This window comes from Pseudomonas sp. AC172, assembly GCF_979258595.1.
This window is the reverse complement of sequence record NZ_OZ409868.1, coordinates 4743638-4755924: the sequence shown is the minus strand read 5'-3', so window position 1 is coordinate 4755924 and position 12287 is coordinate 4743638. Positions and strand designations below refer to the sequence as shown.

Sequence of the window (12287 nt, the reverse complement as noted above, 5' to 3'; positions counted from 1 at the left end):
CAAAGGAGGGATTGTAAGGAGATTCGTCGGTGAATGCCGTAGCTGGTTGGTCAGAAATGTGTGAACACACACAACCCATGTGGGAGCGAGCTTGCTCGCGAATACGGACTGACATTCAACATTATGCTGACTGACATGACGCCTTCGCGAGCAAGCTCGCTCCCACAGGGTTCAGGTTTTAATCAGAAGAGTTTCAGGGGTTCTTCGTTGAGCGCGGACAGTTGCTCACGCAACGCCAACACCTGATCGCCCCAATACCGCTCGGTGCCAAACCAAGGAAAGCTGTGCGGGAACGCCGGGTCATCCCAGCGCCGCGCCAGCCAGGCGCTGTAGTGCATCAGGCGCAAGGCGCGTAATGGTTCGATCAGCGCCAGCTCACGCGGATCGAAATCGTGAAACTCGTTGTAGCCATCCATCAATTCCGACAACTGCCCCAGACATTCCTGACGATCACCGGCGAGCATCATCCAGATGTCCTGCACCGCCGGGCCCATGCGGCAGTCGTCGAGGTCAACGATGTGGAACATCTCGTCGCGGCACATCATGTTGCCGGGGTGGCAGTCGCCGTGCATGCGGATGTTCTGGTGCGGCGTGTTGGCGTAGGCATCTTCCACGCGCTTAAGCAGGTCGCGGGCGACGGACTCGTAGGCCGGCAGCAGGCTTTTCGGAATGAAGTTACCTTCGAGCAAGGTGTTCAGCGAGGCGTGGCCGAAGTTCTGCACCGCGAGGGCTTCACGGTGTTCGAACGGCTTGGTTGCGCCGACCGCGTGAATCCGCCCGAGCAACTGGCCCAGGCGATACAACTGATCAAGATTGCCCGGCTCCGGCGCCCGACCACCGCGACGCGGGAACAGAGTGAAGCGGAAACCGGCATGCTCGTGCAGGGTTTCGCCGTTGTGGATCAGCGGCGCCACCACCGGGATTTCGACGTCGGCCAGCTCGAAGGTGAACTTGTGTTCTTCGAGAATGGCTTCGTTGGTCCAGCGCTGCGGGCGATAGAACTTGGCGATCAGCGGTTCGGAGTCTTCGATGCCGACTTGATAGACGCGGTTTTCATAGCTGTTGAGCGCCAGAATGCGCGCATCACTGAGGAAGCCGATGCTTTCAACGGCATCGAGCACGAGGTCGGGGGTGAGGGTTTCAAACGGGTGGGCCATGCTGACTCCTGCGCGCAGCAGGCTGCCGCGTCCGGCCCAGCATGGTAGCGCAGATGGCAGGCCCTTAGGGGTTTGGTGTCTGGGCTGACGCCATCGCTGGCAAGCCAGCTCCCACAAGGTCTTGCGCAAGACATTGTGGGAGCTGGCTTGCCAGCGATGAGGGCCTGTCAGGCGCCGACGATCCCGCCGTCCTCACGGGTAATCGCCATCACCGACGACCGCGGCTTGCCATTCGGCAAATGCTCAGGGAAGGTCGAACCCCCGTTCTCCCCCGGATGCTGGATCCCGACAAACAAAGTTTTCTGATCCGGCGAGAAGCTGATCCCCGTCACCTCGCAACCGATGGGTCCGACCATGAACCGGCGAATCTCACCGGTCTTCGGATCGGCACACAGCATCTGGTTATTGCCCATCCCGGCAAAGTCCCCAGCGTTGCTGGAGTCGCCATCGGTGAGAATCCACAAGCGCCCGGCTTTGTCGAAGCCCAAGCCATCGGGGCTGTTGAACATGTTCTGCGGGGTGATGTTCTTCGAGCCGCCCTTCGGCGTTCCGGCATGCACCCCCGGGTTGCCGGCGACCACAAACAGATCCCAGGCAAACGTCTTCGAAGCGTGATCATCACGGTCGGCGCGCCAGCGCAGGATCTGCCCGTAGACGTTCTTCTCGCGCGGGTTCGGCCCGCCCACCGGCTGGCCGTCCTCGCCACGCTTGGCGTTGTTGGTCAGGGTGCAGTAAACCTGGCCGTCCTTCGGACTGACGACGATCCATTCCGGACGGTCCATGCGCGTTGCGCCAACGACGCTGGCGGCGAGGCGCGCGTGGATCAGCACTTCGGCCTGATCGGCGAAACCGCTGCTGGCGTCGATGCCGTTCTTGCCGTGGGTCAGTTCGATCCACTGGCCCTGGCCTTTGGGGTGATCGGGGTTGCTGTCGCCATTGTCGAATTTCGCCACGTACAGGGTGCCGTGATCGAGGATGTCGCGGTTGGCCTTGGCGTTGCGGTGGTTGATGCGGTCGCGGCTGACAAATTTGTAGATGAACTCACCACGTTCGTCATCGCCCATGTACACCACGGCGCGACCGTCATCGGTCTCGGCCAGTGCGGCGTTTTCATGTTTAAAGCGGCCCAGAGCCGTACGTTTGACCGGGGTCGATTGCGGATCGAACGGATCGATCTCGACCACCCAGCCGTGACGATTGAGTTCGTTGGGGTTCTTCGCCATGTCGAAGCGCGGATCGTACGGGTGCCAGTTGATCTCACGGCTGGCGACCGAGACGCCATAGCGTTTTTGCGCCGGGTCGAACTGCTGCTGGGCGTTGCTGCTGCCAAAGCAGTCGGTGAAGTTTTCTTCGCAAGTCAGATAAGTGCCCCACGGGGTTTTACCGTTGGCGCAGTTCTGGAACGTGCCGAGGACTTTTTTTCCGTGCTTGTCGGCAGCGGTCTTCATCAGATCGTGACCGGCCGCGGGGCCGCTGATGCGCAGCGGCGAGTTGCCGTGAATGCGGCGGTTATAGCGCGAACCCTGTACGAACTGCCACTGACCATTCTTGCGCTGCACTTCAATCACCGACACGCCTTCGCAAGCCAGCGCCTTGCGTACGTCTTCGGCCGATTGCGGCATGCCGCCGTGCGGATAGAGGTAGCGGTAGTTGGTGTATTCGTTGTTGATCGCCATCAACGCGCGGTTGCGGTCGTCGGGGAAGGCGAAAAGGCTCATGCCGTCGTTGTTGTCGCCGAACTGCACTTCCTGTGCGGCGGCGGTGCCGTTGCCGCTCGGGTCGAAGGCCGGGCCGTTCTTTTGCAGGGGCTGGCCCCAACTGATCAGCACCGAAGACTTGTAGCCTTTGGGCAGGCTGATCACGTCAGTGGTCGCCGCGGGAATGCTCTCGAAACCGAGCAGGCGACTGTTTCCGGCGCTGACGCCGGTGGCCAGTGCGCTGCGACTCAACAGACTACCGCCGAGGAACATTGCCGCGCCGCACAGTGCGCCGGCGCCGATGAAACCGCGACGGCTGAGGCCGACCATTTTTTCCAGGTCAGTGGATTGGTTTTCTTCTAATAGGCTCACATCAGGCTCCCTGCTTGGTTTTGGCAGCTACCTTAATGAGCGTCGATGACGCTTTCGTTGCAGCGTCTGATTACAGCGGCGTGCCGATCAGCACGTTGGACGGCGAAAACTGCACCTGCACCGGCTGTTCCACGCTCAATCCGCGCGTGCGCAAATCGAGCGGCTCAGCCAAGGCGCAGAGGGTATGGCCGTTGGGCAGGGTAATACGTACTTCGCTGGGGCCGTCCTCGGCGTCGAGAATCGCTTCGATGGTGCCCTTCAGAAGATTGTGACCAGACGTTGCAGGTTGCTCGTGTCCGAGCAACTCCAGCCAGCCGGCCTTGATCAGCGCCACGACTTCGGTGCCAGCTTGCAGCTCCAGATGCACGGTGCTGTCGTGGGTGATCTGCGCGTCGAGGCACAGCCCTTCGGCCAGTTCGAGGCGGATCAGGTCATTGCGACCCAGCGCCTGGATCGCCACGACTTTACCGTGCAACTGATTGCGCGCACTGGTTCGGAGCATCAAGCGACCGAGCAGATCCAGATCGCTGGCATCTTCTGCCGCTTCCAGCACCTGCGCCTGCAAGGCCTGCAGTTTTTGGTACAGGCGCAAAACGCGCTCGCCCTCGCTGGAGAGTTTCGCACCTCCGCCACCCTTGCCACCGACGGCACGCTCGACCAATGGATTTTGCGCCAGATTGTTCAACTCATCGATGGCGTCCCACGCCGCTTTGTAGCTCAAGCCTGCGCTCTTCGCAGCGCGGGTGATCGAGCCCTGTTCGGCGATGTGTTGCAGCAGGGCGATACGCTGCGGACGGCGGACGATGTGCTGGGACAACAGGGAAGGCATGGACATGGGGGGATGCTTTTTTGTGGCGGTGGACGTGGAAGTTGGCCGCTAGCGACGCGAGAGTCAAGCCCGACACAGAACCCTGTGGGAGCGAGCTTGCTCGCGAAAGCGGCGTCTCAGTCAACATTGATTATGAATGTTCCGGCCTCTTCGCGAGCAAGCTCGCTCCCACAGAGATTTGTGTTGGCTTCAGCTTCCGGGTTTTGGCGTGCGGGCGAGGCAATAGACGTCAACTCTTGCTGCGCCAGCATTCATTAACAATCGCGCCAACGCTTGAGCCGTCGCGCCAGTGGTCAGCACATCATCAATCAACGCCAAATGCCGGCCTTGTACCTGCGCATCCGGCATGAGGTCGAACGCATTGCGCAAATTGCGTTTACGCGCCTTGGCATCAAGATCCTGCTGGGCGTCGGTCTCCTTGATTCGCCGCAGAACCTGTTCTTCGCACGGCAGATCCAGCGACTGACTCAACCACCGCGCCAGCATCGCCGCCTGATTGAAGCCCCTTTGACGCAGGCGTTTACGCGCCAGCGGCACTGGCAACAGCACATCGGGCTTGGCTAAACCCTCATCGAAGCGATGTTGCAGGTATTCCCCGAGAACGTCGGCGAGCAAGTGGCCAAACGGCCATTTTGCGTTGTGTTTAAAGCGCGTAATCAAACTGTCGACAGGGAAACCATACAGCCATGGCACGACCACTTGTTCGAACGCAGGTGGCTCTAGCTGGCACTCGCCGCAGGTCAGGCCCGCTGCGACCAAGGGCAAAGCGCAGGTGACGCAATGCTCGCCGAGCCATGGCAGATCGGTTTCGCAAGCCACGCAGATTGGCATTTTTGCTTCTGCTGGCTCATCGCAAAGCAGGCAGGTTTGTACATTATTTAAACAGATGTAAACCTGTCCTTCGTATCGTGGTTGACAGCGCATGACTCTTCCTTAAATATGCCGAACATCCGTGTCGCGCCTGTGGGTATTCCGTTCCCGCAGCCGCCAGCCAAGCATAACCAAGGAATTACCCATGAGCGCGAGCACCACCGCCACCCTGCGTCACGATTGGTCTCTGGCCGAAGTTAAAGCACTCTTCGTACAGCCATTCAACGACTTGCTGTTTCAGGCGCAAACGGTGCACCGCGCACATTTCAACGCCAACCGCGTGCAGGTCTCGACCCTGCTGTCGATCAAGACCGGCGCCTGCCCGGAAGACTGCAAGTACTGCCCGCAGTCCGGTCACTACAACACCGGCCTTGAAAAAGAAAAGCTGATGGAAGTGCAGAAAGTCCTCGAAGAGGCGGCACGCGCCAAGGCCATCGGTTCGACACGTTTCTGCATGGGCGCGGCGTGGAAACACCCGTCGGCCAAAGACATGCCGTACGTGCTGAAAATGGTTGAAGGCGTGAAGGCCATGGGCCTGGAAACCTGCATGACCCTTGGCCGTCTCGATCAGGATCAGACCGAAGCACTGGCCAAGGCCGGGCTCGATTACTACAACCACAACCTCGACACGTCGCCTGAGTTCTACGGCAGCATCATCACCACCCGCACTTACAGCGAGCGTCTGCAAACACTGGCCTATGTGCGTGAGTCGGGGATGAAGATCTGTTCCGGCGGCATCCTCGGCATGGGCGAGTCGCTGGATGACCGCGCCAATCTGCTGATCCAGTTGGCCAACCTGCCGGAGCATCCGGAATCGGTGCCGATCAATATGCTGGTGAAAGTCGCCGGCACGCCGCTGGAAAACGCCGAAGACATCGACCCGTTCGACTTCATCCGCATGCTCGCCGTGGCGCGTATCCTCATGCCGCAATCCCACGTGCGTCTGTCTGCTGGCCGCGAAGCGATGAACGAGCAGATGCAGGCGTTGGCGTTCTTTGCTGGGGCCAACTCGATTTTCTACGGCGACAAGTTGCTGACCACCGCCAACCCGCAGGCGGACAAGGACATGCAACTGTTTGCGCGACTGGGCATTCTGCCGGAAGCCCGTGAAGAGCATTCCGATGAGGTACACCAGGCTGCGATCGAACAAGCGCTGGTTGAGCAGAAGAGCAGCGAGCAGTTCTACAACGCCGCCGTTTAAATCTGCGCGGATTCCTCTGAAGGAATGCAAAACCCCTGTGGGAGCGAGCTTGCTGGTGAAAGCGGTGCCTCAGTCGACATTGATGTTGGATGTGAAGGCCTCTTCGCGAGCAAGCTCGCTCCGACAGGGATCGCGTTCACTTTGATATTTGTGATCTCACCGAGGCCTGCATGTCTTTCGATCTCGCCGCACGCCTTGCTGCCCGTCGTGCCGAAAACCTCTATCGCCAGCGACCGCTGCTAGAGTCCCCGCAGGGGCCTGAAGTGGTGGTCGACGGCAAACCGCTGCTCGCGTTCTGCAACAACGATTACCTCGGTCTGGCCAATCACCCGCAAGTCATCGAAGCCTGGCGCGCCGGTGCTGAACGCTGGGGAGTCGGCGGCGGTGCCTCGCATCTGGTGATCGGCCATAGCGGCCCGCATCACGCACTGGAAGAAGCATTGGCCGACCTCACCGGTCGCCCACGTGCGCTGCTGTTCACCACCGGTTACATGGCCAATCTTGGCGCGGTCACCGCGCTGGTGGGGCAGGGTGATACGGTGCTGGAAGATCGCCTCAATCACGCTTCGTTATTGGATGCGGGTCTGTTGTCTGGCGCGCGTTTCAATCGTTATTTGCACAACGATGCGGTGAGCCTGGTCAAACGTCTGGAGAAAGCCACCGGCAATACGTTGGTGGTCACCGACGGTGTGTTCAGCATGGACGGCGACCTTGCAGACCTGCCGGCGCTGGCCCGCGAAGCCAAGGCCAAAGGTGCTTGGTTGATGGTTGATGATGCTCACGGTTTCGGGCCGCTGGGTGCGAATGGCGGCGGGATTGTCGAGCATTTCGGTTTGAGTCAGGAGGATGTGCCGGTTCTGGTCGGCACCCTCGGCAAAGCGTTCGGCACGGCGGGGGCATTTGTCGCGGGCAGCGAAGAGCTGATCGAAAGCCTGATCCAGTTCGCCCGGCCGTACATCTATACCACCAGCCAGCCACCGGCGCTGGCCTGCGCGACGCTGAAAAGTCTCGAACTGCTGCGCAGTGAACACTGGCGCCGCGAGCACTTGCAGACGCTGATCCGCCAGTTCCGTCGGGGTGCCGAGCAGATCGGCCTGGAGCTGATGGACAGCTTCACGCCGATTCAGCCGATCATGATTGGCGATGCCGGGCGCGCGGTACGTCTTTCGCAAATGCTGCGCGATCGCGGCTTGATGGTCACCGCGATCCGCCCGCCGACCGTGCCCGCCGGCAGCGCCCGCTTGCGCGTGACCCTGACCGCCGCCCACAGCGAGGCGCAGGTGCAGCTATTGTTAGAGGGACTGGCCGATTGCTTTGCCCAACTGACGTCGGAGCCAAGCCATGCGTGATCGCCTGATTCTGCTGCCCGGTTGGGGCCTCGGTGTGTCGCCGATGGAACCTCTGGCCGCCGCTTTGCAAGGGCTCGACGAACATCTGAAAGTGGACATCGAGCCGTTGCCGGAACTGGATTCCAGTGATCTGCAAGACTGGCTCGAGGAACTCGATGAAAACATTCCTCAAGACGTCTGGCTGGGTGGCTGGTCGCTGGGCGGCATGCTTGCGTCCGAATTGGCCGCACGTCGGGGTGAACATTGCTGCGGCTTGCTGACGCTGGCGAGCAATCCTTGTTTTGTTGCCCATGAACAATGGCCGAATGCGATGCCCGGCGAGACCTTCGATGCATTCCTTGCCGGTTGCCAAGCCGATCCGCGTATGACTCTCAAGCGTTTCTCGTTGCTGTGTGCTCAAGGTGCGCAAGATCCGCGCGGATTGTCGCGGCTGATGCTCGGCGGCGCGCCGCAGACGGCGCCCGCTGTGTTGATGGCGGGACTGGAGCTGCTCGCGCAACTGGACACCCGTGAAGCATTGCAGGCGTTTCGTGGCCCGCAATTTCATCTGTTCGCCGGACAGGACGCTCTGGTCCCGGCGGAAGCGGCGGGGGCGTTGTTTGCGCTGTTGCCGGATATTGAAATAGGTCTGATCGAACAGGCCTGTCATGCGTTTATTCTGGAGGAGCCCCACGGACTGGCGGGCGCTATCCAGGCTTTTTTACATGAGTGCGGTGATGACTGATTTGTCTCTTGTGCTGCCTGGCGCCTTGCCTGACAAGCGTCAGGTCGCAGCCTCTTTTTCTCGTGCAGCGGCCAGTTACGACAGCGTCGCCGAGTTGCAACGTGATGTCGGTACACAATTGCTGCAGCGGTTGCCGCAGGAATTTGTACCGGCGCGCTGGCTGGATCTGGGCTGTGGCACGGGTTATTTCACCCGGGCGCTGGCCTCGCGTTTTGTTGAGAGCCACGGTTTGGCGCTGGATATCGCTGAAGGCATGCTTGAGCATGCGCGGCCGTTGGGCGGTGCCGAGCATTTCATCGCTGGCGATGCGGAGCGGCTGCCGCTGCAGGATTCGACCTGCGACCTGATTTTCTCCAGCCTCGCGGTGCAGTGGTGTGCGGATTTCGAAGGGGTGCTCAGCGAAGCCTTCCGCGCGCTGAAACCAGGCGGGGTTTTTGCGTTTGCTAGTCTTTGTGTCGGGACGTTGTTTGAATTGCGTGATAGCTGGCGGCAGGTCGATGGGCTGGTGCACGTCAACCGCTTCCGCGAGTTCTCCCGTTATGAGCAATTGTGTGCGGCCAGTGGCTTGCGCACGTTGAGTCTGGAGAATCAGCCTCACGTGTTGCACTACCCGGATGTGCGCAGCCTCACCCATGAATTGAAAGCCTTGGGTGCGCACAATCTGAATCCGGGGCGGCCGGGCGGTTTGACCGGACGCGCGCGGATTCTCGGGCTGGTCGAAGCTTATGAGCAGTTCCGTGAGACGTCGGGGTTGCCGGCGACTTATCAGGTGGTCTACGCCGTGTTGGAGAAACCCGTATGAGCGCAGCCTATTTCATCACCGGAACGGACACTGATGTCGGCAAGACCACGGTTGCCGCAGGGTTGCTGCATGCAGCGCGTTCGGCCGGGCTGAGCACAGCGGCGGGCAAACCGGTGGCGTCCGGGTGCGAAGTGACGCCGAAGGGATTGCGCAATGCCGACGCGTTGGCGCTGCTGGCCGAATGCTCGTTGCCGCTGAGTTATCAACAGGTCAATCCGGTGGCGTTCGAACCAGCGATTGCTCCGCATCTGGCGGCGCGAGAAGCGGGTGTGGCCTTGACCGTGCAATCGCTGCTGGCGCCGATGCGCGAAATTCTGGCGATGAATGCCGACTTCACTCTGATCGAAGGCGCGGGTGGTTGGCGTGTGCCATTGGCAGATCAGGATAATTTGTCGGATCTGGCGATTGCGCTGAAGTTGCCGGTGATTCTGGTGGTGGGCGTGCGGCTGGGTTGCATCAGTCATGCCTTGCTGACGGCCGAGGCGATTGCTCGCGATGGGCTGCAATTGGCAGGTTGGGTGGCGAATATCATCGATCCGAAGACGTCGCGGCTGGAAGAAAACCTCGCGACATTGGCCGAGCGAATTCCGGCGCCGTGTCTGGGGCGAGTGCCTAAACTCAAGACCTTGAGCGCGGAAACGGTGGCGGATCATTTGCAACTGGATCTGCTTGACTAAGCTTTTCTCTATGGGAAGGCACTGTGCCATTAGTGTTTTTGACGGGTGTTTTTCTGACGCCTCTGCTTCAATGGCGTCATTGATCCTTCCCAAGGATGAGAACCGTTATGGAAATCTCCGGTAACACAGCTTTTTATGCGGGTCTGAGCTCGATTCAGAGCGGGCAGAACCGCGTCGATCAGGCCGCCAGCCAGATTGCCAACAACACCATTGAACGTTCGGTCACCAGCCAGTCTTCGGAGGCACAGGTCGATCGTCTGCGTGGTGTCGATCGTAGCCAGCAAATGGACTTGGGTAGCGACATGGTTCAGATGGCCCAAGGCAAATTCCAAGTGGAACTGGGGGTGAAAGTCGCCAAGGCATCCGACGAAGTGCTGGGTACGATCATCGACACCTTCGCCTGATTTTTTCGTAATCTGCACCTTGAACGCCGCGCCTTGTCGCGGCGTTTTTCGTTGTAAGTCCTTCTCCCTCAACTAATCTTTTTCCAGCGCCCGTGACTCGTTCGAGTTCATGGCGGTTTGCTGCGTCCGGTGTTTGAACGATATGGGGACGAACGGCAAAACTTCGATGCTTGACAAGATTTCGGCGTAAACGTATGTTTCAAACAACTGTTTGACCGTCACAACAAATCAACGCGGTCGTTCATTCCCGGTTACATCAGCAGAGGTTTATCGCTATGCCTGACTACAAGGCCCCCTTGCGTGATATTCGCTTCGTTCGTGACGAGCTGCTCGGTTACGAAGCGCACTATCAGAGCCTTCCGGCTTGCGCAGACGCAACTCCGGACATGGTTGACGCCATTCTCGAAGAAGGCGCCAAGTTTTGTGAGCAGGTACTGGCACCGCTGAACCGCGTGGGCGACCTCGAAGGTTGCACCTGGAGCGAGTCCGGCGTGAAAACCCCGACCGGCTTCAAAGAGGCTTACAAGCAATTCGTCGAAGGCGGCTGGCCGAGCCTGGCGCACGACGTTGAGCACGGCGGCCAAGGCCTGCCGGAGTCGCTGGGTCTGGCCGTGAGCGAAATGGTTGGTGAAGCCAACTGGTCGTGGGGCATGTACCCAGGCCTGTCGCACGGCGCGATGAACACCATCTCCGAGCACGGCACCCCAGAGCAGCAAGAAGCCTATCTGACCAAACTGGTCTCCGGCGAATGGACCGGTACCATGTGCCTGACCGAGCCGCACTGCGGCACCGACCTGGGCATGCTACGCACCAAGGCCGAACCTCAGGCTGATGGTTCCTACAAAGTCTCCGGCACCAAGATCTTCATCTCGGCCGGCGAACACGACATGGCCGACAACATCGTCCACATCGTGCTGGCCCGCCTGCCGGACGCTCCGGCTGGCACCAAAGGCATCTCGTTGTTCATCGTTCCGAAGTTCATGCCGAATGCTGATGGCTCCATCGGTGCACGCAACGCTGTGACTTGCGGTTCGCTGGAACACAAGATGGGCATTCACGGCAACGCCACCTGCGTGATGAACTTCGACGGTGCTACCGGTTACCTGATCGGCCCGGCGAACAAAGGCCTGAACTGCATGTTCACCTTTATGAACACCGCGCGTCTGGGTACTGCGCTGCAAGGTCTGGCCCATGCCGAAATCGGTTTCCAGGGCGGCTTGAAATACGCTCGTGATCGTCTGCAAATGCGCTCGCTGACTGGCCCGAAAGCGCCGGAAAAAGCCGCTGACCCGATCATCGTGCACCCTGACGTACGTCGCATGCTGTTGACCATGAAGGCTTTCGCCGAAGGCAACCGTGCGATGGTGTACTTCACCGCCAAACAGGTCGACATCGTCAAATACGGCGTCGATGAAGAAGAGAAGAAGAAAGCCGACGCACTGCTGGCCTTCATGACTCCAATCGCCAAAGCGTTCATGACCGAAGTCGGTTTCGAATCCGCCAACCACGGCGTACAGATCTACGGCGGCCACGGCTTCATCGCCGAGTGGGGCATGGAGCAGAACGTTCGCGACAGCCGCATTTCGATGCTGTACGAGGGCACCACCGGTATCCAGGCACTCGACCTGCTGGGCCGTAAAGTGCTGATGACGCAAGGCGAGGCTCTGAAAGGCTTCACCAAGATCGTCCACAAGTTCTGCCAGAACAACGAAGGCAACGAAGCTGTTCAAGAGTTCGTCGCACCGCTGGCGGCAATCAACAAGGAATGGGGCGAGCTGACCATGAAGGTCGGTATGGCCGCCATGAAAGATCGTGAAGAAGTCGGCGCGGCCTCCGTGGATTACCTGATGTACTCCGGTTATGCCTGCCTGGCTTACTTCTGGGCCGACATGGCACGTCTGGCTGCCGAGAAGCTGGCAGAAGGCAGCGGCGACGCGGCGTTCTACACCGCCAAGCTGCAAACCGCGCGCTTCTACTTCCAGCGCATCCTGCCGCGTACCCGTACCCACGTGGCGACCATGCTGTCGGGCGCCAACAACCTGATGGACATGAAAGAAGAAGACTTCGCACTGGGCTACTAAGTCCTAACGTTGTCGATTGAAAAAAACCGCTGCTCCTTCGGGGGCGGCGGTTTTTTTTGCGCTGGATTTATCCCCAACACTGGGGACGTTTCCCCAGCAGAAACGGTGAGCTGACAGCGCGCAG

General features: G+C 59.9%; 11 protein-coding genes. 7 read left to right on the top strand and 4 right to left on the bottom strand.

Translation table 11 applies throughout. The features are described 5' to 3' along the window. Positions 1–182: 182 nt before the first annotated feature. From ACZ0A4_RS21520 to ACZ0A4_RS21505, 4 genes are all read right to left on the bottom strand, one after another. Positions 183–1157, bottom strand: a complete 975-nt coding sequence (locus ACZ0A4_RS21520; RefSeq protein WP_016983182.1) for a serine/threonine protein kinase — start codon at positions 1155–1157, stop codon at positions 183–185. 167 nt (positions 1158–1324) lie between these two features. Beyond that, entirely contained in the window at positions 1325–3226 is a 1902-nt protein-coding gene (locus ACZ0A4_RS21515; protein ID WP_463576300.1) for a PhoX family protein, read from the bottom strand. A 70-nt stretch (positions 3227–3296) separates the two neighbouring features. Further along, on the bottom strand, positions 3297–4061 hold the full coding sequence (locus tag ACZ0A4_RS21510; protein WP_463576299.1) for a TOBE domain-containing protein: 765 nt from the start codon (positions 4059–4061) through the stop codon (positions 3297–3299). A 183-nt stretch (positions 4062–4244) separates the two neighbouring features. Continuing rightward, positions 4245–4979, bottom strand: a complete 735-nt coding sequence (locus tag ACZ0A4_RS21505; protein ID WP_463576298.1) for a double zinc ribbon domain-containing protein — start codon at positions 4977–4979, stop codon at positions 4245–4247. A 91-nt stretch (positions 4980–5070) separates the two neighbouring features. Between ACZ0A4_RS21505 and bioB the strand changes: the two genes are divergently transcribed. From bioB to ACZ0A4_RS21470, 7 genes are all read left to right on the top strand, one after another. Then, complete coding sequence (bioB, locus tag ACZ0A4_RS21500) at positions 5071–6126, top strand: biotin synthase BioB (RefSeq protein ID WP_463576297.1); 1056 nt, start codon at positions 5071–5073, stop codon at positions 6124–6126. A 170-nt stretch (positions 6127–6296) separates the two neighbouring features. After that, on the top strand, positions 6297–7475 hold the full coding sequence (gene bioF, locus ACZ0A4_RS21495; RefSeq protein WP_463576296.1) for an 8-amino-7-oxononanoate synthase: 1179 nt from the start codon (positions 6297–6299) through the stop codon (positions 7473–7475). Further along, on the top strand, positions 7468–8199 hold the full coding sequence (locus ACZ0A4_RS21490; protein ID WP_463576295.1) for an alpha/beta fold hydrolase: 732 nt from the start codon (positions 7468–7470) through the stop codon (positions 8197–8199). The genes bioF and ACZ0A4_RS21490 overlap by 8 nt, the downstream gene beginning before the upstream one ends. Further along, on the top strand, positions 8192–9001 hold the full coding sequence (gene bioC, locus ACZ0A4_RS21485; RefSeq protein ID WP_463576294.1) for a malonyl-ACP O-methyltransferase BioC: 810 nt from the start codon (positions 8192–8194) through the stop codon (positions 8999–9001). Before ACZ0A4_RS21490 ends, bioC begins: the two co-directional genes overlap by 8 nt. After that, positions 8998–9678, top strand: coding sequence for a dethiobiotin synthase (gene bioD / locus ACZ0A4_RS21480; RefSeq protein ID WP_463576293.1), 681 nt, complete (start codon positions 8998–9000; stop codon positions 9676–9678). Before bioC ends, bioD begins: the two co-directional genes overlap by 4 nt. A 107-nt stretch (positions 9679–9785) precedes the next feature. Next, complete coding sequence (locus tag ACZ0A4_RS21475) at positions 9786–10082, top strand: hypothetical protein (RefSeq protein WP_016983171.1); 297 nt, start codon at positions 9786–9788, stop codon at positions 10080–10082. A gap of 275 nt (positions 10083–10357) precedes the next feature. Beyond that, positions 10358–12163 (top strand): phenylacyl-CoA dehydrogenase, encoded by a 1806-nt coding sequence (locus ACZ0A4_RS21470; RefSeq protein ID WP_463576292.1) that lies wholly within the window; start codon positions 10358–10360, stop codon positions 12161–12163. Positions 12164–12287 lie beyond the last annotated feature (124 nt).